Origin of the sequence: Streptomyces sp. SID5469 (assembly GCF_009862865.1) — a bacterium.
GTDB lineage: Bacteria > Actinomycetota > Actinomycetes > Streptomycetales > Streptomycetaceae > Streptomyces > Streptomyces avermitilis.
Map to the genome: position 1 here is coordinate 5,223,724 of NZ_WWIN01000001.1, position 19,958 is coordinate 5,243,681.

The window sequence follows — 19,958 nt, forward strand, 5'->3', positions numbered from 1 at the left end:
GAAACACACCCTCGGTTCAACCGGCATGTTTCACGTGAAACATGCCTCTTCGTCGGACTCAGTGCGCAGCGTCGGCAATGTGCTGCGTGCCGATCCGCTTGCGGAACACCCAGTACGTCCAGCTCTGGTAGAGCAGAACGAACGGCGTGGCGATCCCGGCACACCAGGTCATGATCTTCAAGGTGTACGGGCTCGACGACGCGTTGGTCACCGTCAGGCTCCAGTCCGCGTTGAGGGAGGACGGCATGACGTTGGGGAACAGCGTCAGGAAGAGCATCACCACCGCGGCCACGATGGTCAGCCCCGACAGGGCGAACGCCCAGCCCTCACGCCTTACTTGGGCTGCCACCAGCGCGGCGACGAGCGCCAGCACGGCCACGATCATCGCCGCCATGGACTTGCCGTCGCCACTGTCGGCCTGGGTCCAGAGCAGGAAGACGAGCGCCAGCACGGCGGCCACCAGGCCGACCTTGAGCGCCAGCTTGCGCGCCCGCTCCCGGATATCCCCGACGGTCTTCAGGCCGACGAAAACGGTCCCGTGGAACGTGAACAGCGTCAGTGTGACCAGGCCGCCGAGAAGGGCGTACGGGTTGAGCAGATCCCCGAAGCTGCCCACGTACTCGAACTTCGAGTCGATCTTCACTCCGTGCACGATGTTGCCGAAGGCCACACCCCACAGGAACGCGGGGATCAGCGAGGTCCAGAAGATCGCGGTCTCCCAGTTGCGCTGCCAGCCCTCCTCGGGCCGCTTCGCCCGGTACTCGAAGGCGACACCGCGCACGATCAGGCAGACCAGGATGATCAGCAGCGGCAGATAGAAGCCGGAGAAGAGCGTGGCGTACCACTCGGGGAAGGCGGCGAAGGTCGCGGCGCCCGCGGAGATGAGCCACACCTCGTTGCCGTCCCAGACGGGTCCGATGGTGTTGATGAGGACCCGCTTCTCGGTGCGGTCGCGGGCCAGCAGCTTGGTGAGGACACCGACCCCGAAGTCGAAGCCCTCCAGGAAGAAGTAGCCGGTCCAGAGGACGGCGATGAGTACGAACCAGACGTCGTGAAGATGCATGACTCAGCTGCTCCCTGGCCTAGTAGGAGAAGGCCATCGGCTTGTCGGCGTCATGGGAGTCGCCGCCGATCCTGGTGGGCGGGTTGAGATCGGACTCGGTGAGTTCGGGCGGTCCGGCCTTGACGTACTTCGCGAGCAGCTTGACCTCGATGACGGCGAGGATCGCGTAGAGCGACGTGAAGATGATCATCGAGGTGAGGACCTCACCCTGCGAGACACCGGGGGAGACCGCGTCCCGGGTCCGCAGTACGCCGTAGACGGCCCACGGCTGCCGGCCCGTCTCGGTGAAGATCCAGCCCCACGAGTTGGCGATCAGCGGGAAGCCCAGGGTCAGGATCGCGATGCGCCAGTACCACTTGGTGAGCGTCGGACCGAGCGCCTTGTTCTTGAAGAGCACCAGGTGCGGCACCTCGTCGTCGCCGACCCGCAGCTGCTGCGGCAGCATGAACTTCTTCCTGGTCAGCCAGAGTCCGGCCAGTCCGATGGCGAAGGACGCCATGCCGAAGCCGATCATCCAGCGGAAGCCCCAGAAGGCGACCGGGATGTTGGGCCGGTAGTCGCCGGGCCCGTACTGCTCCTGCTCGGCCTTGTTGGTGTCGTTGATGCCGGGGACGTACGAGGTGAAGCTGTCCGAAGAGAGGAAGGAGAGTATTCCGGGGACCTCGATGGCAACGGTGTTGTGGCCCTTGTCCACATCCCCGTACGCGAAGATCGAGAACGGCGCGGAGTCCTGGCCGTCCCACAGCGCCTCGGCGGCTGCCATCTTCATCGGCTGCTGCTTGAACATGACCTTGCCGAGGAAGTCGCCGCTGACCGCGGTGAGCAGTCCGGCGATGACCACGGTGACCAGGCCGAGCCGCAGCGAGGTCTTCATCACGGGGATGTGCTTCTTGCGGGACAGGTGGTAGGCGGCGATGCCCACCATGAAGGCACCGCCCGTGAGGAAGGACGCGGAGAGGGTGTGGAAGACCTGCGTGAGCGTGGTGTTCTGGGTCAGCACCTGCCAGAAGTCGGTGAGCTCCGCGCGCCCCTTCTCCCTGTTGATCCGGTAGCCGACGGGGTGCTGCATCCAGGAGTTGGCCGCGAGGATGAAATACGCCGACAGGATCGTGCCGAGGGAGACCATCCAGAGGCAGGCCAGGTGGATCTTCTTCGGCAGCTTGTCCCAGCCGAAGATCCACAGCCCGATGAAGGTGGACTCGAAGAAGAAGGCGATCAGGGACTCGAAGGCGAGCGGGGCACCGAAGACGTCGCCGACGAAACGCGAGTAGTCGGACCAGTTCATGCCGAACTGGAACTCCTGGACGATGCCGGTGACGACACCCATCGCGATGTTGATCAGGAAGAGCTTGCCCCAGAACTTTGTGGCCCTGAGGTACTTCTCGTTCTCCGTGCGCACCCAGGCGGTCTGCAAGCCGGCGGTGAGCGCGGCGAGGGAGATCGTCAGGGGGATGAAGAGGAAGTGGTAGACGGTGGTGATGCCGAACTGCCATCGCGCCAGGGTCTCCGGCGCCAGAGCCAATTCCACGTCGTTCTCCTTTCGTCGCCGTGGTCACAGCGGCAGTTTGCCGTGCATGTCACACACATCACGGGACAACCCGGACACGCTTGTGAACGCGTTCACATTCACAAGCAATTATGACCCATGGCTGTTCGAAGTCAGAGGGGTGGGGGGTCCCTAAGAACGGACCCCGTCACCTCTCTGCCGAAAACGGGCCCCGCGGATACGGCTCTCCCGGCCCGCAGGACATCTCACCGCGACCCTCGCCGACACCCCGACCGACCCAGGCCCTGCCGAAGGCCCGTACGCGTAGAACACCTGGACAACGGACCGTCTTCGCCGGAGGGCCGGGAAGACCCCGGAGGGCCCCGGAGCGAGCCACGAAAACCCCGGGAGTCCCGGGATTCCCGGAGCCCCCGGAGCCCCCGGAGCCCCCCGGTGCACTAGAGCTCCTTGCGGAACCGTTCCGTCACCTTCAGGAAGATGTCGTTCGCCTCGTTCTCGCCGACCGTCACACGCACCCCTTCGCCGGCGAACGGCCGTACGACGACACCGGCCTGCTCACAGGCGGCCGCGAAGTCGAGCGTGCGCTCCCCCAGCCGCAGCCACACGAAGTTCGCCTGTGTCTCGGGCACCGTCCAGCCCTGCTCGCGCAGCGAGGCGACCACGCGCTGGCGCTCGCACACCAATGCGCCGACCCGGCCGAGCAGTTCGTCCTCGGCGCGCAGCGAGGCCACCGCGGCGTCCTGCGCCAGCTGGCTCACTCCGAACGGGACCGCCGTCTTGCGCAGCGCCGCCGCCACCGGCTCGTGGGCGATCGCGAACCCCACGCGCAGCCCCGCGAGGCCGTACGCCTTCGAGAACGTCCGCAGCACACAGACGTTCGGCCGCTCCCGGTAGATGGCCACGCCGTCCGGCACCTCGGGGTCACGGATGAACTCGCGGTACGCCTCGTCCAGCACCACCAGCACATCGCTGGGCACCCGGTCGAGGAACCGCTCCAGCTCGGCCCGGCGCACCACCGTGCCCGTGGGGTTGTTGGGGTTACAGACGAAGATCAGCCGCGTACGGTCGGTGATCGCGTCCGCCATCGCGTCCAGGTCGTGCACATCGCCCGGCGTCAGCGGCACCTGTACGGAGGTCGCGCCGCTGACCTGCGTGATGATCGGGTAGGCCTCGAAGGACCGCCAGGCGTAGATCACCTCGTCGCCCGGACCGCTCGTGGCCTGGAGGAGCTGCTGGGCGACCCCGACCGAGCCGGTACCGGTGGCCAGGTGCGACAGGGGCACTCCGAAGCGCTCCGACAGCTCGCTCATCAGCCCCGAGCACGCCATGTCCGGGTAACGGTTGAAGGACCCGACCGACGAGGCCACGCTCTCCAACACACCCGGCAGCGGCGGATAGGGATTCTCGTTGGAGGACAGCTTGTACGCCACCGGTCCGGCGGCCGCGGCCGGCTTGCCGGGCTTGTAGGTGGGGATACCCTCCAGCTCGGCACGCAGCTTCGGGCTCGTCTCGCTCACCGCATCCTCCTCACGCACACCGACTGGCTGATGACCGCCACCGGCTTCCAATGCTTCTCACCTTATGAGGATTCGGCGCGCCTGCGTATGGCCGAGCAGGCATCGGACCACGAAGGCGCACGAAATGGGGGCGCGCCCCGCTTCCACGCACGCGCCGGTGGCTCGCGCCGTGGCGCGCATCCCTCGTGAAGGTGAGTTGAGACCTCTTCGAAACATGACCCACTTGGCAGGCCCATGCGCGTCGACAAGTCAGGTATTGCCATTGGATCGTTCAACTCCCTTGTAATCCAAGGTACTTCCACTTATTGATCTTGCAGAAACGTGCCTGTCAACGCGTGCATATGCGTCCGCCCTACCCCACCGCATGAGCCCTACTATCGGCTCGCCATGACAGCAGCAGGGAAGCACCAGGTGAGCCGGGCGGAGACCTCCCGCCGAGGCGGTCGGCCAGGCCGGGCAGGCATCAGAGACGTGGCCGCGGCAGCCGGGGTCTCCATCACGACCGTCTCCGACGCCCTCAACGGCAAGGGCCGGCTGCCGGACGCCACCCGACGCCACGTCCGCGAGGTCGCCGACCGGCTGGGCTATCGCCCATCGGCAGCGGCCCGAACGCTCCGTACCGGCAAGTCGGGCCTCATCGGCCTGACCGTGACGACGTACGGGGATGAACCTTTCACCTTCACGGAGTTCGCGTACTTCGCGGAGATGGCCAGAGCCGCCACCTCGGCCGCGCTCGCCCGGGGCTACGCCCTGGTCATCCTCCCCGCGACCTCGCGCCACGACGTGTGGTCCAACGTCGCCCTGGACGGCACGGTCGTCATCGACCCGTCCGACCAGGACCCGGTGGTCAGCGAGCTGGTCCGGCAGGGCTTACCGGTCGTCTCCGACGGCCGCCCGGCCGGCACGCTCCCGGTGACCGCCTGGGTCGACAACGACCACGAGGCCGCGGTGCTGGGGATCCTCGACCACCTCGCCGACGCGGGCGCCCGCCGGATCGGACTCCTCACGGGGACCACCACGGACACCTACACCCACCTGTCGACGACCGCGTACCTGCACTGGTGCGAGCGCGTCGGCCAGGACCCCGTCTACGAGGCCTACCCGGCCCACGACCCGTGCGCGGGCGCCGTCGCCGCCGACCGGCTGCTGGCCCGCCCCGACCGCCCCGACGCGGTCTACGGGCTCTTCGACCCGAACGGCACCGATCTGCTGGCCGCGGCCCGCCGCTACGGCCTGCGCGTACCGGACGACCTCCTGCTGGTCTGCTGCAGCGAGTCCACCGTGTACGCGAACACCGAACCGCCCATCACCACGCTCTCCCTGAAACCGCGCCGGATCGGCACGGCCGTGGTCCAGCTCCTCATCGACGCCATCGAGGGCCTCGAGTCGGACCAACCGGTCGAGCAGGTGATACCGACCGAGCTGATCGTGCGTACGTCGTCCGAGCGACGTCCGCCGCGTACGACGGTCAGTCCGCCCCGCTCACCCGAGCAGGGGTAGCCGGACAGTGGCCCGCGGGTAGCTCACAGGTTGCCCGCGAGCGACCCAAAGACGGCGGCCCGGTGGGGAAAGCCCCTCCCAATTAGGGCGAAAGCCGCGGTGAACCGGGGTCCTTCCCCGATTCACCACCCCTGGGTCATCACATGGCGCGATCCGCATTCCTATGATGGGCGGACGACACCGCGGGCCGCTGCGACCAGGCAGTCCGATGCGGTGCAGATGCGGCGCGATGGTGGAGGGGTCGATGACTCAGGGGGCCGGTCAGGGACCCGAGGTGGTGCGCACGGAGACGCTGCGCGACTTCCGGGTACCCGCGTACGTCCACGAGACCGGTCCGTACGCGCAGAGCACACCTCCCGACGAGGTCACCGGACCCGTCGCGGAGCCGCGGGGCTACCCTGAGAGTTACCCGGAGGGGTACACGCCCACCCAGCGCGACCTGCCGGTCATCAATCGAGGTGACACGCTTCAGGTGACCATCGACCCCACGCCCCAGTCCGTCCCCCAGTCCGCCGACGGGCCCGGCCCCCTGTACGTCGTCGGTGACGTGCACGGCTATCTCGACCAGCTCGTCGCGGCGCTCCAGGAGCAGGGCCTCGTCGACGCCGCGGGCAGCTGGTCCGCGGGCACCGCGCGGCTGTGGTTCCTCGGCGACTTCACCGACCGCGGCCCCGACGGCATCGGCGTCATCGATCTTGTGATGCGGCTGTCCGCCGAGGCGGCCGCGGCCGGCGGGTACTGCAAGGCGCTCATGGGCAACCACGAGCTGCTGCTGCTCGGCGCGAAGCGGTTCGGCGACACCCCCGTCAACTCCGGCGCGGGCACCGCCACCTTCCAGGCCGCCTGGCTGCTCAACGGCGGCCAGAAGACCGACATGGACCGCCTCCAGGACCACCACCTTCAGTGGATGGCCCGCCTCGACGCCATGGAGCAGGCGGACGGACACCTCCTGGTGCACTCGGACACCACCGCCTACCTCGACTACGGCGACTCCATCGAAGCGGTCAACGACACCATCCGCGAGACCCTCACGCGCAACGACGCGGACGAGTGCTGGGACCTGTTCCGCAAGTTCACCAAGCGCTTCGCGTTCCGCGACGACGGCGGCGCCGAGGCGGCCCGGTCCCTGCTGGACGCCTACGGCGGTACGCGCATCGTCCATGGCCACAGCCCGATTCCCTACCTCCTGGGCGAGGTCGGCTCCGAGGACGACGAGGACGGCACCGGCCCCGTGGTGGAGGGTCCGCACGTCTACGCCGACGGGCTGGCCATCGCCATGGACGGTGGAGTGACCATGGCCGGAAAGCTGCTGGTCCAGCAACTTCCCCTGGATAGCTGAACGTTCACCGGGCAGGCGTCCCACGGCGGAAGACTGTGCTGGCCAGAGGGCAATTTCTGGAAACCCCCTGTCACCGTGTGCCGTCACCGCTCTACCATCGGCTTATCCGTAGCAGGCTCCCCTCCGTTTCTGCCCGACGGCTCGTCAGCGTGCGAGCCCCAAGCCCTACGGAGCATCGGGGGATGCAGATGAACAGCGTTCCGCAGCACCTGCTGAGCGAGGACCGCCAGGAATACGAGCGGATCCTCGGTGAGGTGCTGCGCTCCGCCCCACACCGCCCGGAACTCGCCGCCGTCGACCGGCGGCTCAACACCGAACAGCTGCGCACCATGGCACTCAACGCCACCGCACTCATCACAGCGGCCGCGGCGACCGAGTACCAGCACTATGTGAAGGTCCGCGAGGAACTGCGCCAGCCGGCGCCGTCCACCCCGCCCGTCCGCGAGGAAGCCGGTGCCATGGAGCCGGGCGCGGCCGCGGTGGGGCTCGCCACCACCCTGGGAGAGGCCGCCGAGACCGCCGGGGCCGGCGCCGTCGCCGTCGTCCTCGCCCCCGTCCTCGCCGGCACCGCCGCGGCGATATTCCTGCTCGTCGGCTACATCCTGAAGATGCTCAATCCCGAGCAGGCGTTCACCCAGACCCTCCTGACCACCGGGTGGGTCTTCGGCGCGGTCACCGCGGCAGCGATCCTGGTCGCCGCGGTCGGCCTGCTGCTCACCGCTCTGCGCAACAGCCCCAGCGCCCTGGAGACCAGCGCCCAGAGCGAGCTGACCGATGAAGTGGCCCGGGCCAGGGAGGCCTGGCACGAGGCCCTGCTGGAGCGGGGCCTCCTGCCGTTCCTCCGCGAGGCACTCGCCGACCCCGGCACGGCCGCACTGGGCAGCCCCGCCCCCTCGGAGGCACCCAGCCGCATCCCGCACCTCGGCTACCACCGCCCGGGCTTCACCAGCCCCGACGGCGGGCCCGCGGCGGGCCCCCGCCCCAGCTTCACGAGCCCGGACTTCACCAGCCCGGACTTCGGGGGGCCGGAGCACCAGCCGGAGTAACACCCGGCCGAACCGGCAGTCGGCCGCGACGACCATCGGCCGGTGCGGCCGGGCCCTTCGGACCTCAGCCGGAGTGACCGGGCCGCCGGAGGCCGACCGGCGCAGCCGGAAGCAACCCACCGGAGTCCGGCCCGCGCTCACCGAGAGCGCGGGCCGGAACTTCAGCTCCGGCTCTCTCGTCCCAGTCAGTCCGCCAACGGCAGATAGACCCGGTTCCCGGCCGCCGCGAACTCCTTGGACTTCTGTGCCATGCCTTCCTCGACCTCCGTCCGCGTCCCGCCGTGCTCACGGCGGATGTCCTGGGAGATCTTCATCGAACAGAACTTCGGCCCGCACATCGAGCAGAAGTGGGCCGTCTTGGCCGGCTCCGCCGGGAGCGTCTCGTCGTGGAACTCCCGTGCCGTGTCCGGGTCGAGGGCCAGGTTGAACTGGTCCTCCCAGCGGAACTCGAACCGGGCGTCGGACAGCGCGTCGTCCCACTCCTGCGCGCCTGGGTGCCCCTTGGCGAGGTCGGCGGCATGGGCGGCGATCTTGTAGGTGATGACGCCGGTCTTGACGTCGTCACGGTTGGGCAGACCCAAGTGCTCCTTGGGCGTGACGTAGCAGAGCATCGCCGTGCCCCACCAGGCGATCATCGCGGCACCGATGCCGGAGGTGATGTGGTCGTACGCCGGCGCGACGTCCGTCGTCAGTGGGCCGAGCGTATAGAAAGGAGCTTCATCGCAGATCTCCTGCTGAAGGTCGATGTTCTCCTTGATCTTGTGCATCGGGACGTGGCCCGGGCCCTCGATCATGGTCTGTACGTTGAAACGCTTCGCGATCCGGTTGAGTTCCCCCAGAGTTCGGAGTTCCGCGAACTGCGCCTCGTCGTTGGCGTCCGCGATCGAGCCGGGACGCAGACCGTCGCCGAGGGAGTACGTGACGTCGTATGCCGCGAGGATCTCGCAGAGCTCCTCGAAGTTCTCGTACAGGAAGCTCTCCTTGTGGTGCGCCAGGCACCACGCCGCCATGATCGAGCCGCCGCGCGAGACGATCCCGGTCTTGCGGTTCGCGGTGAGCGGCACATAGGGGAGGCGCACGCCCGCATGGACCGTCATGTAGTCCACGCCCTGCTCGGCCTGTTCGATGACCGTGTCCTTGTAGATCTCCCAGGTCAGTTCCTCGGCCCTGCCGTCGACCTTCTCGAGCGCCTGGTAGAGCGGGACCGTGCCGATCGGCACGGGGGAGTTGCGCAGGACCCATTCGCGCGTGGTGTGGATGTTGCGGCCGGTGGACAGGTCCATGACGGTGTCGGCGCCCCAGCGGGTCGCCCAGGTCATCTTCTCGACCTCCTCCTCGATGGAGGAAGTGACCGCGGAGTTGCCGATGTTGGCGTTGACCTTCACCAGGAACCGCTTGCCGATGATCATCGGCTCGATCTCCGGGTGGTTGACGTTCACGGGCATTACGGCCCGTCCGGCCGCGATCTCCTCGCGCACGACCTCCGCCGAGACGTTCTCCCGGACGGCCACGAACTCCATCTCGGGCGTGATCTCGCCGCGGCGCGCGTACGCGAGCTGCGTCACGGCCTGTCCGTCACGGCCCCGGCGCGGCTGACGTGGCCGCCCCGGGAACACCGCGTCCAGGTTGCGCAGCCCGCCGCGCGGCGAGGTGTGCTTGATCCCGTCGTCCTCGGGGCGAACGGGTCGGCCCGCGTACTCCTCGGTGTCGCCGCGGGCGATGATCCAGTTCTCCCGCAGCGGCGCGAGTCCCCTGCGGACATCGGTGTCGACGGACGGGTCGGTGTACGGGCCGGAGGTGTCGTAGAGCGTCACCGACTCCCCGTTGGTGAGGTGCACCTGACGGACCGGCACCCGCAGATCGGGGCGCGAACCCGCGACGTACGCCTTGTGCCAGCCGATGGATTTCCCGGCCTCCTGGTCGCCCTGGGGCGAGGCGAGCGCCTCGCCCGTCTGGCTGGAGGCAGGCGTGCGTGCGTCCTTGTTGGTCATGAGACCTACTCCCTACGCCGGCATTACCCGGTAACAGGTTCAGCGGTCGACGCAGCAATGTCCGCCCGACGATGTTCCACGTGAAACATCGCGGATGCGGAGGTCAGCGCCCTCTCAGCCCGGTGCTCCGAGCTCCCGCGTGTGCAAAGGTCCTCTCACGCTAGCGTCTGATTGGGCGAGCTGAACAGTGGGCCCCTCCCGTTCTTGCGATGATCGGTCGGTGACCACGACGCAACAGCCCCCATTCCCGCCGTCCGAGCCTCCGCGCGGCCAAGGCCCCGGCGGCGGCCGTGGACAAAGCGACGGTCCGGGGGGCCACAGCCCTGGAGACGGCCATGACCATGGCCAGGGCTCCGGAGGCGGGAACGGTCCCGGCCACTCGCACAGTCACAGTCATGGCCCGGCCGCCCCCGTTTCCCAACATCTGCGCAAGGTCATCGCCGCGATCCTGATCCCGTTCGCCGTGGCGGTCGTAGTGGGTCTCGCGGTGCTGTGGCCGGGCGGTGTCCCGGGACATGAGCGCAGCGGTGTGGGCTTCGACCGGCAGACCCAGCAGGCCACGGTCACCAAGGTCGACGAGGTCGACTGCAAGTCCGTGAACGCCTCGGGTGACACCCCGACCGGCGACACCTCCACCGCCGAAGGCTCCTCTGCCCAGCAGCAGGCCAGTGGCACCTGCAAGAAGGCAACCATCCGCGTCGACACCGGCAAGGACAAGGGCCGTACGTTCACCGAGATCGTCCAGCCGGACCAGACACGGCAGTTGCACCAGGGCGAGAAGGTCGTGGTCGCCTACGAACCCTCCGCACCCAAGAACTTGCAGTATTCGGTCACCGATGTGGAGCGCAAGTTCCCCATGGCTTTGCTCGCCGGCATCTTCGCACTCGCCGTCGTCGTCGTGGGCCGGATGCGCGGCGTCATGGCGCTGGTCGCGCTGGCCATCAGCTTCATGGTGCTGACCTTGTTCATCCTGCCCGCGATCCTGGAGGGCTCGAATCCACTGATCGTGGCGGTGGTCGGGGCGAGCGCCATCATGTTGATCGCGCTCTACATGTGTCACGGTCTTTCAGCCCGGACATCGGTGGCCGTACTGGGCACGCTGCTCTCGTTGGTGCTGATCGGCCTGCTCGGCTCACAGTTCATCGGCTGGGCCGCGCTGACCGGCAACACGGACGACAACACTGGCCTGATCCACGGCCTGTACCCGCACATCGACATGAGTGGTCTGCTGCTGGCGGGCGTGATCATCGGTTCCCTCGGTGTTCTCGACGACGTGACGGTCACTCAGACGTCGGCGGTATGGGAGCTGCACGAGGCCAATCCGACGATGGGCTGGCGCGGTCTGTATCGCGCGGGCATCCGCATCGGCCGCGACCACATCGCGTCGGTCGTCAACACGTTGGTCCTGGCGTATGCGGGTGCCGCCCTGCCCCTGCTGCTCCTCTTCTCGATCGCGCAGAGCAGCGTCGGCACGGTCGCCAACAGCGAACTGGTCGCCGAGGAGATCGTCCGCACACTCGTCGGCTCGATCGGCCTGGTCGCCTCTGTTCCCGTCACCACGGCCCTGGCCGCCCTGGTGGTCTCGGCGGACCGCCCGGGAACGCCCGCACCGGCTGCGGCCGCACCGCTGCGCTCCGGGAGGGGGCGCCGCCGCAAGCGCTGACGTCCACTCCAGGGCGGGGCGCATCCGCGGCTCGGCCCAGGAAGAAGGTGACTCCGGCCCGGCGGAGCGCCCGGCGAGGCGAACTGGCTCAATACCGCCGACACACGGCCGTCGGCGTTAAGCCATGTGAGTGCTGAACCGTTACGCCTCTGTTGACGTCAGGTGCGTCAACCCGCGCTCTGCTCCTCCGCGAGGATGCGGTCCAGCGCCTCGTCGAGATGGGCATCGAAGTCAGCAAGGGAACACTCCTGGCCCAGAGGCACCAGCTTGTCGGTGCGGTCGAGGAACGTCACCAGCGGTACCGCCCCGGACCGGAACAGTGCGTGATCGCCGCCCACCTGAAGCCGGATCAGCACCTCGCCGAACGCCTCGCGATCAGCGGGCGCGATGTGCACATCACCGTCACCGCACGGCCGGCCCACCCCGTCGATCAGCAGCTCCCGGCCGAACGTCCAGGTCACGGGCGCGTCGCCGGGCAGGTGGAAGGTCAGCTGCACGGCAAACGGATCACAGGTCTCGTATCGCAGCTCCACCGGAATGCGGAAAGAGAGCTCCTCCGACACGAGGAAGCTCATCATGACCTCTGCCTGCACCGACTCGCGCATCGCCTACCCCGTCGTTTGCCGTCGACTGGCCAGGAGTCAGCCCCTGACGCTGCAGGCATCTTGCTGAAAGTACACGTGAGATCACAAGGAGTGAGTTTTCAGATGCTGATAGAGATGGAGAGTGTCCCCAGCAGCCTTCCGATCTCTCCCTGCAACTGCCGTGCTGCCGGCAGCAACCGGTCGGCCTGGGAAAGCGGGAGGGAGAGCGCCATGGCCGCGGCCGTCGTGCCGGCCGTGATCGGAATCGCGGCGCAGACCGTACCCAGCGCGTACTCCTGCCGCTCGACCACGGGTTCCATCCGTCCCACGCGTTCCAGCCGCCTCAGAAGTGTGTGTTCGTCACGCACCGTATACGGGGTGATCGACTGCACCGGGTAGCGATCGAGGTGGTCCCGGCGGGCCCCCTCGTCGAGCTGGGACAGCAGACACTGGCCGATCGCGTGCGCATGCCCGGTCTCCCGGAAGTCGGCCCACTCCTCGACCGCCGGATTGCCCGGAGTATCGGCGACGCAGACGACCTCGATCTCGCCGTCGCGGTAGACCGCGAAGTACACGGGTACACCGATCGAATCGTGCCAGTGCGCAAGCACGTCGTTCACCGCGCTGCGACGTTTCTCCTGAGCTCCGCTGCTGCCCAGCCGCTCGGCCGCCTCCCCGAGGAAGAACAGCCCCTTCTCACGCCGTAGATAGCCTTCGTGGGCCAGCGTGCGCAGCAGATGGTAGGCGGTCGGCAGCGCCAGCCCGGCTTCGCGGGCCAGCTGTTTGGCGGGTGCCCCGTACTCGCGGGCGGCGACGGCTTCCAGCAGGCGCATCGCCCGCTGCACGGATCCGATCAGCGTGGTGGGGTGCGGCTCCGAGGGCAGAGCGGCCGATGGCAGAGCGGACGCTTCCGCTCGATGGGTGCGCGGCTCCGCCGGCGAACCGCGCCGCTGTGTGGGTGGGCCGATTGATCCGGTGGGTGCGGTGTCAGCGGTGGCCAAGGGGCACTCCCGAAGCGCGTGGAGGGGCCGCCCGTGCGAGGGAACACGGGAGGGGTGTGCGCCGCCCGCGGGGAGCAACCCCGGGTCGAATTCCGGACTTTAACCGCCCCTCACCGCACACAGACGGCCTCACCGGAAAACTTCCCCCACCCGAGGGAACCTGGCGTTCCTGTTACCGGCCCGCCCGTTACCAGCCGCTCACCCGTTCACGCGTCACCCCTGGCCGCGTGCTGACGGCTCACCAGTCGCTGTGCGACGAGGAGCTCGACATGAACTTCCGCACGACGAAGATCAGTCCGCCGACCAGCGCCACAAAGACCAGCAGCTTGAAAAGCAGGCCGATGACAAAGCCGACGACGCTCGCTATCAGGCCGCCGAAGACGACCAGGGCGATGACCGGCACCGCGACCCACTTAACCCACCACGGCATACCCGCGAAAATCTCTCGCATCGCCCTTGTCCTTACGTCTCCGCCCGTCGCCCCGAGTCCGGGGACCTGTTTCCGGGTCCTTCCATGTCCTGCATCCGATGCTAGGGCCGCAGAAGGCCCGAACGGGGGCCTCGCACCCCTTGTCGTCCCCTGACCGGTCCCCTAGGGAACCCTGAGACGGACATCAGCTCTCGGGCGGAGAGAACACCACCACGACCCGCAGATCCTCGGTGATGTGGTGGAACTTGTGGGCGACTCCGGCAGGCACGTACACGACGCTGCCGCGCGCGACCTGGGTGGTTTCCATACCGACCGTGATCGAGGCGCGCCCGCTGACGACCAGGTACACCTCGTCCTGCTGATGCGGCTTCTGCGGGTCGAGTTCGCCCGCGTCGAGCGCGTACAGGCCGACCGACATGTTCCGTTCGCGCAGGAACTGCAGGTAGGCGCCGTCGTTGGCGGCGCGCTCCGCCTCCAGTTCGTCCAGCCGGAATGCCTTCATCGCCCTTGTCCGCCCTCGTCCGCTCTCGTTCGCTCGCGTTCGCGATCAACCGTGATTAAAGCCGTGATCGCTGCCGTACTCGTTTGCCGATCTGTTCTGCCACGATCAGACACATGAAGAATTTCGTAGTCAAGACGATCGCCAACGCGGGGGCCCTCGCCGTCGCCGTGTGGCTGCTCGACAAGATCACCCTGACGGGCGACAGCACCGGCAAGAAGATCGGCACGCTGATAGTCGTCGCCCTGGTCTTCGGGCTGGTGAACTTCCTGGTCAAGCCGATCGTGAAGGTGCTGACCTTCCCGCTGTTCATTCTCACGCTCGGCCTGATCACGCTGGTGGTCAACGCCCTGATGCTGCTGCTCACCTCGTGGCTGGCCGACAAGCTCGACCTCAGCTTCCATGTCGAGGGCTTCTGGACCGCCGTCGTGGGCGGCCTCATCATCTCCGTCGTCTCCTGGGCCCTCAACGTCGTCCTGCCCGACGACAAGGACTGAGCGTCCCGATGACCTATCGCGTCTGCTTCGTCTGCACCGGCAACATCTGCCGCTCGCCGATGGCCGAGTCCGTCTTCCGCGCCCGGATCGCGGAGGCCGGACTCGACGGCCTGGTGGAGGTCTCCAGCGCGGGCACGGGCGGCTGGCACGAGGGCGACGGCGCCGATCCGCGCACTGTGGCCGTGCTGGAGGCGAACGGCTACGAAAGCGGTCATACGGCACGGCAGTTCCAGGCCTCGTGGTTCTCCCACCTCGACCTCGTGATCGCCCTCGACTCCGGCCATCTGAAGGCCCTGCGCCGGCTCGCGCCCGCCCCGGCGGACACGGAGAAGGTCCGACTCCTGCGTTCGTACGATCCCGCCGCGGACGCCGATCCGGACGTACCGGATCCGTATTACGGACAAATGGACGGCTTCGAAGAGTGTCTTGAAATGGTGGAGGCGGCGAGCCCAGGCCTGCTCGCCGCGGTACGGCAGCAACTGGAGGGACGGGCAGCATGACCTCAGGAGATTTCGTCGCGGAGACCGGTGACGGCACTCGGGCCGTTCGGGCCGGGCTACCGGACCCCGTGAAGCACGAGCCGACCCTCCCAGGCCCCGTCTTCGCCGCCCATTTCCATCTGCCCGGCGAGCCCACCGGCCCGTACACCTACGGCCGCGACGAGAACCCCACCTGGACCCATCTGGAACGGGCGATCGGCGAGTTGGAGGCGCCCGGACAGGACGGCGTCGAGACGCTGACCTTCGCCTCCGGCATGGCCGCCATCTCCGCGGTCCTCTTCTCCCAGCTGCGCGCCGGCGACACCGTGGTCCTGCCCGACGACGGCTACCAGGTACTGCCGCTGGTGCGCGAGCAGCTGACCGCGTACGGCATCGAGGTGCGCACCGCACCGACGGGCGGCGACGCCCAGCTCGACATCCTCGACGGCGCGAAGCTGCTGTGGATCGAGACCCCTTCGAACCCGGGTCTCGACGTGTGCGACGTACGGCGCCTCGTCGCGGCGGCCCACGCACAGGGCACCCTCGTCGCGGTCGACAACACCCTGGCGACCCCACTGGGGCAGCGGCCGCTTGAGCTGGGCGCCGACTTCGCCGTGGCCAGCGGCACCAAGATGCTCACCGGGCACGGAGACATCCTGCTCGGATACGTCACGGGCCGCGACGCGGCGCCGATGGCCGCCGTACGGCGCTGGCGCAAGATCGTCGGGGCGATTCCGGGGCCCATGGAGGCGTGGCTCGCGCACCGCTCGCTGGCCACACTGCAACTGCGCGCGGACCGGCAGAACGCCAATGCCCTCGCGGTCGCCGAGGCGCTGCGCGGCCGGTCCGAGGTGAGCGGACTGCGCTATCCCGGGCTGCCCGACGACCCCTCGCACAAGATCGCCTCGCAGCAGATGCGGCGCTACGGGTGCGTGGTGTCGTTTTCACTGCCCACGCGCGGGCGTGCCGAGCGTTTTCTCGACGCCCTGACACTCGTGGACGATGCGACCAGCTTCGGCGGGGTACGGTCCACCGCCGAGCGACGTGGCCGCTGGGGCGGCGACGCGGTGGCGGAGGGCTTCATCCGCTTCTCGGCCGGAGCCGAGGATCCAGAGGACCTGGTGGCGGATGTGCTGCGCGCGCTCGACGAGTCGGCACACTGACTACTTCCTGAGTGACCGGTCAGTAATCGGCTACGCACAACGGACGGTCCGAGCCTCCCCCCTCGTGGCTCGGACCGTCCCGGTTCCGCGCGCGAAGAACCGCGCGACCAAGGCTAGTTGACTCTGTGTCAGTGTCCAATCACAGTAGCGACAGAGACCTATCGACTTATTTATAGTTGGGCGCCGTCGGAGGTACCGGGAGGGGAGGGAGCGCCGTGGACCTGGCTCTGCTGCGCACCTTCGTGACCGTGCACCGGGCCGGCTCCTTCACCCGCGCCGCCGCCCTGCTCGGCCTCTCCCAGCCGGCCGTCACCTCGCAGATCCGCACACTGGAACGGCAACTGGGCCGCCCTCTGTTTCTGCGCCAGGCCCGCGGGGTGACCCCCACGACCATCGGCGACGAACTCGCCCACAAGGCCGCCCCGCATCTGGACGCCCTGGTGGAGATCGCCGAGACCGGCCTCGACGAGGAATCCTCGCTACGTACGCTCCATCTCGCCGGCCCGCCGGAGTTCACCGCCGAACGGGCCCTGCCCGCGCTCACGGAGCTGACCGGCGACGACGGCCAGGGCTTCGCGCTGCGGGCGTCCTTCGGCAACGCCGAGGAGACGCTGGAGGGGCTCGCCGCCGGACATCATGATCTGGCCATCACGACGGCCCAGCCACGCGGCGCCCTGCTCACCGCCACTCCGCTCTGCGACGAGGAGCACGTCCTGGTCGCCGCCCCTCGCTGGGCCGTCCGCATCGGCCACGGCAAGCTGCGCCGCAAGGGTGCGCCCGCCTTGGAGAACATCCCCCTGGTCGAGGTTCACGAGTCGCTGCCGTTCGTCGCCCGCTACTGGGCCTCCGTCTTCGACTCCCGCCCGGCCGCCTCCGGCACCGTCATCGTCCCGGACCTGCGCGCGGTCCTCGCCTGCGCCACCACGGGGGCGGGCCTCGCCGTACTGCCCCGCTATCTGTGCGCTCCGGCACTGGAACGTGGCGATGTCGTGCCGCTCCTGGACCCCGCGGTGCCGCCGCTGCGCACGTATTTCCTGGTGGTCCGCACCGGCACCCTCGCCATGCCGCACATCGCACGGGCGCACGAATGGCTCCTGCGGGCTGCCGCCGACTGGGTGTGAGGAGAGCTGCGGGCTGAGCACCGCGATGTTTCACGTGGAACAAGCTGGGCCACATTTCACCCATGACCGTTCGCCCCGTGGTCAAGCGCACCGCCCGCGCCATCCTGCTCGATGGTGACGACCTGATTCTGATCAAGCGGACCAAGCCCGGCGTCGATCCCTACTGGCTCACACCGGGCGGTGGGGTCGAACCGGAGGACACGACCGTCGTCGACGCGCTCCATCGTGAGGTGCACGAGGAGCTGGGCGCCAAGATCACCGATGTGGTGCCTTGTTTCGTGGACACCGTGGAACACATCGGGGAGGACGGCGGTGCCACCGGTGTGAAGGTGCAGCACTTCTTCGTCTGCCATCTGGAGTCCATGGACCCGGCACAGCGGCACGGCCCCGAGGTCGAGGACCCGTGCGGCGAGTACGAGATCGTCCGCATCCCCTTCACCCGGGTCGGAATCGCCTCCGTCCACCTCGTACCGCTGTCCCTGCGGCACTATCTCGACGGCAATATCGAGGGTGTACGGGCGATGCACGCGCCCGACCTGGGCTGACCCGTTCCTGACGCGGCCCCGGGTCAGTCCCCGGCCGCCACCAGTTCCTCCACCGAGTCATGGCGGATGCGGTCCGGCGGAATGCCGATGCCCCTCAGGGCGTCCACACCACTACGGATCATGCCTGGCGGGCCCGAGAGGTAGGCGTCGTACTCGTTCCAGGGCCCGTACTCGCGTATGACGTCGGGAAGCTGGAGATGCGCCCGCTGGTCCACGACAGGGCGAACCGAGAGCCAGGGGTGGCTCTGCTGCAACCGCAGCATCGTGTCGATGTCGTACAGGTCATGGTCCCTACGGGCGCCGTAGAAGACCTCGACCGGGCGGCGCTCACCGTGCTCGGCGACGTCCTCGACCAGCGCCTTGATGGGAGCGATACCGGTTCCGCCGCCCAGACAGAGCAATCCGCTCTCGGTGGTGTGGTCGACAGTCATCGAGCCGGCCGGCGGCCCGAGCCGGATGATGTCGCCGGGCCGGGCGCGGTGCACCAGCGCGTTGGACACCCAGCCCGCCGGGACCGCCTTCACGTGGAAGGACAGCAGGCCGTCGGAGCGGGGCGCCGAGGCGAAGGAGTAGTGCCGCCAGATCCGCGGCCACCACGGCGTCTCCAGGCTGGTGTACTGCCCGGCGAGGAAAGGATACGGCTGGTCGGGGCGGACCGTGATCACCGCGATGTCCGGGGTCCGGAGATCGTGCGAGACGACCTCCGCGTACCACCAGGCAGGGGCACGCAGCTCGTCCGCGGCCGCCGCGTCGATCATCACCTGGGAGATCGTCGTGTACGCACGGACCCAGGCCGCCTCGGTCTCCTCGTCCCAGATCCCGGACGCATACCGGCTCAGCGCACCGATGAGGCACTCGCCGACGGCCGGGTAGTGCTCCGGCCGGGTGCCGTACTTGCGGTGGCCGCGACCCAGGTTCTGCAGGTAAGCGACCAGGACTTCGGTGTTGTCGATGTGCTCGGCCGCGGTCAGCAGCGCCTTGAGCAGCCGGTCCCGCTGGGTGTCCATCGCGGCGGGGAACAGCGAGCGCAGATCGGGGTGGCGCACGAAGAGCAGCGCGTAGAAGTAGGAGGTCACCTTGCCGGCGACGGGCCCCACCTCGGCCATGGTGCGGCGGATGAGGACGGCGTCGGGGGACGCCTCCGGCCCCGGAGCGGGCCCCGGTGTGGGCACCTGCGGGTCGGGGCCAGGACGCGGGGAGCCGGGCTCCGGCGGCCCGGGTTCGCGCTGCGGGATGCCACGCTCGGGCAGCGCGGCCGCCGGCTGCGGCTGAACGGGGCCGGACTGCGGCTGTCCAAACTGCGGCTGTCCGGCCAGCGGCCGTAGGGCCTCGTGGGCCGACTCGGGCTGCGACGCCGCGATGGGAGCCGGGGCGGGCCGTGTCTCTTCGGTGAGCGTGGCCCCGAGATGTCGGGCGGGTGCGGGTGCCGCAGGGTCGGGGAGCGACCGGAGCGGCTCGCCGGACATGGGCTGGGTGGGCGCGACGACCGCTTCCTCCGTCGGCGGTATTCGCTGCTGCTCCGTGCCCTCACCCGCGGATGGCCGGCCGACCGGGCGCATCGCCGCGAGACGGCTGCCCTCGGGCGCTTCCTGGCCGCCGCCCTGAGGCGTCTCCGGCTGCTTGCGGGGCGTGAACCAGCCGGCCCCGCCGGTACCGCCGGACGTGCCGTTGTCGGCCGACGTAGTGGTCGGAGCGTCCATGGTGTGCCTCGCCTCGAACATCTTTCGGTCGGTCTGCGCACTTCCTCGGTCGGAAGACGCCTGCTTTCTCCGCAGACGGTCCTGCGCTTATCCCCGTTCAGTCCCTGATGGCCAATGCGGCCACTTTCAACCCGGATTCTTACCGCGTACGGACAAGTAAGGCGAGAGTGTGACATTGGCCGCAGTACTCACAGCGCAGCGTCCCACCCCGGACCAACGCCCGGCCGTGTAACGGAAAATGCGGGTCTTCGATCTCTCCGTCCCGTTAAGCTGCATCGGCCTGCGTTCGCGCCCCGCGGGACGTGCGGACATC

The 19,958-nt window shown here is 68.5% G+C and carries 18 protein-coding genes and 1 riboswitch; of the genes, 9 read left to right on the plus strand and 9 right to left on the minus strand.

Features of this window, described 5'->3' with window-relative positions:
• Window positions 1–58: 58 nt before the first annotated feature.
• From cydB to hisC, 3 genes are all read right to left on the minus strand, one after another.
• Window positions 59–1,063, minus strand: a complete 1,005-nt coding sequence (gene cydB, locus GTY58_RS22310) for a cytochrome d ubiquinol oxidase subunit II (protein ID WP_010985686.1) — start codon at window positions 1,061–1,063, stop codon at window positions 59–61.
• A 19-nt stretch (window positions 1,064–1,082) separates the two neighbouring features.
• Window positions 1,083–2,591 (minus strand): cytochrome ubiquinol oxidase subunit I, encoded by a 1,509-nt coding sequence (locus GTY58_RS22315; protein ID WP_010985687.1) that lies wholly within the window; start codon window positions 2,589–2,591, stop codon window positions 1,083–1,085.
• Between the two features lie 416 nt (window positions 2,592–3,007).
• Window positions 3,008–4,087, minus strand: coding sequence for a histidinol-phosphate transaminase (hisC, locus tag GTY58_RS22320; RefSeq protein WP_010985688.1), 1,080 nt, complete (start codon window positions 4,085–4,087; stop codon window positions 3,008–3,010).
• A gap of 387 nt (window positions 4,088–4,474) precedes the next feature.
• On the opposite strand from hisC, the gene GTY58_RS22325 reads away from it, so the two are divergent.
• From GTY58_RS22325 to GTY58_RS22335, 3 genes are all read left to right on the plus strand, one after another.
• On the plus strand, window positions 4,475–5,587 hold the full coding sequence (locus GTY58_RS22325; RefSeq protein WP_010985689.1) for a LacI family DNA-binding transcriptional regulator: 1,113 nt from the start codon (window positions 4,475–4,477) through the stop codon (window positions 5,585–5,587).
• A 229-nt stretch (window positions 5,588–5,816) separates the two neighbouring features.
• Window positions 5,817–6,926 carry a metallophosphoesterase gene (locus tag GTY58_RS22330; RefSeq protein ID WP_010985690.1) on the plus strand — a complete coding sequence of 370 codons (1,110 nt, stop codon included), beginning with the start codon at window positions 5,817–5,819 and terminating at the stop codon, window positions 6,924–6,926.
• 182 nt (window positions 6,927–7,108) lie between these two features.
• Window positions 7,109–7,972 (plus strand): hypothetical protein, encoded by an 864-nt coding sequence (locus GTY58_RS22335; protein WP_037647703.1) that lies wholly within the window; start codon window positions 7,109–7,111, stop codon window positions 7,970–7,972.
• 185 nt (window positions 7,973–8,157) lie between these two features.
• Here GTY58_RS22335 and thiC read toward each other — a convergent pair whose 3' ends face one another.
• Window positions 8,158–9,963, minus strand: a complete 1,806-nt coding sequence (thiC, locus tag GTY58_RS22340) for a phosphomethylpyrimidine synthase ThiC (RefSeq protein ID WP_010985692.1) — start codon at window positions 9,961–9,963, stop codon at window positions 8,158–8,160.
• A riboswitch (TPP riboswitch) is annotated at window positions 9,956–10,112 on the minus strand. Its footprint overlaps the gene before it by 8 nt.
• 71 nt (window positions 10,113–10,183) lie before the next feature.
• On the opposite strand from thiC, the gene GTY58_RS22345 reads away from it, so the two are divergent.
• Window positions 10,184–11,626, plus strand: a complete 1,443-nt coding sequence (locus GTY58_RS22345; protein ID WP_010985693.1) for a YibE/F family protein — start codon at window positions 10,184–10,186, stop codon at window positions 11,624–11,626.
• Between the two features lie 167 nt (window positions 11,627–11,793).
• Here GTY58_RS22345 and GTY58_RS22350 read toward each other — a convergent pair whose 3' ends face one another.
• The 4 genes from GTY58_RS22350 to GTY58_RS22365 form a co-directional block, all read right to left on the minus strand.
• Window positions 11,794–12,231 (minus strand): SsgA family sporulation/cell division regulator, encoded by a 438-nt coding sequence (locus tag GTY58_RS22350; RefSeq protein WP_037647705.1) that lies wholly within the window; start codon window positions 12,229–12,231, stop codon window positions 11,794–11,796.
• 98 nt (window positions 12,232–12,329) lie between these two features.
• Window positions 12,330–13,109 (minus strand): IclR family transcriptional regulator C-terminal domain-containing protein, encoded by a 780-nt coding sequence (locus GTY58_RS22355; protein WP_237529471.1) that lies wholly within the window; start codon window positions 13,107–13,109, stop codon window positions 12,330–12,332.
• 340 nt (window positions 13,110–13,449) lie between these two features.
• Window positions 13,450–13,662, minus strand: coding sequence for a DUF5326 family protein (locus tag GTY58_RS22360; RefSeq protein ID WP_010985696.1), 213 nt, complete (start codon window positions 13,660–13,662; stop codon window positions 13,450–13,452).
• A 163-nt stretch (window positions 13,663–13,825) separates the two neighbouring features.
• Window positions 13,826–14,143 (minus strand): cupin domain-containing protein, encoded by a 318-nt coding sequence (locus GTY58_RS22365; protein WP_010985697.1) that lies wholly within the window; start codon window positions 14,141–14,143, stop codon window positions 13,826–13,828.
• A 113-nt stretch (window positions 14,144–14,256) separates the two neighbouring features.
• Here GTY58_RS22365 and GTY58_RS22370 point away from each other — a divergent pair, with 113 nt between their 5' ends.
• From GTY58_RS22370 to GTY58_RS22390, 5 genes are all read left to right on the plus strand, one after another.
• Window positions 14,257–14,637, plus strand: coding sequence for a phage holin family protein (locus GTY58_RS22370; protein WP_010985698.1), 381 nt, complete (start codon window positions 14,257–14,259; stop codon window positions 14,635–14,637).
• Between the two features lie 8 nt (window positions 14,638–14,645).
• On the plus strand, window positions 14,646–15,137 hold the full coding sequence (locus tag GTY58_RS22375) for a low molecular weight protein-tyrosine-phosphatase (protein WP_010985699.1): 492 nt from the start codon (window positions 14,646–14,648) through the stop codon (window positions 15,135–15,137).
• Window positions 15,134–16,279 carry a cystathionine gamma-lyase gene (locus GTY58_RS22380; protein ID WP_010985700.1) on the plus strand — a complete coding sequence of 382 codons (1,146 nt, stop codon included), beginning with the start codon at window positions 15,134–15,136 and terminating at the stop codon, window positions 16,277–16,279. The genes GTY58_RS22375 and GTY58_RS22380 overlap by 4 nt, the downstream gene beginning before the upstream one ends.
• A gap of 215 nt (window positions 16,280–16,494) precedes the next feature.
• Window positions 16,495–17,400: a LysR family transcriptional regulator gene (locus GTY58_RS22385; protein WP_010985701.1), complete on the plus strand. Its 906-nt coding sequence runs from the start codon at window positions 16,495–16,497 to the stop codon at window positions 17,398–17,400.
• Window positions 17,401–17,462: 62 nt separating this feature from the next.
• Entirely contained in the window at window positions 17,463–17,945 is a 483-nt protein-coding gene (locus GTY58_RS22390) for an NUDIX hydrolase (RefSeq protein WP_010985702.1), read from the plus strand.
• A 23-nt stretch (window positions 17,946–17,968) separates the two neighbouring features.
• On the opposite strand, the gene GTY58_RS22395 is transcribed toward GTY58_RS22390, so the two are convergent.
• Window positions 17,969–19,666, minus strand: a complete 1,698-nt coding sequence (locus GTY58_RS22395) for a globin domain-containing protein (RefSeq protein ID WP_010985703.1) — start codon at window positions 19,664–19,666, stop codon at window positions 17,969–17,971.
• Window positions 19,667–19,958: the final 292 nt, after the last annotated feature.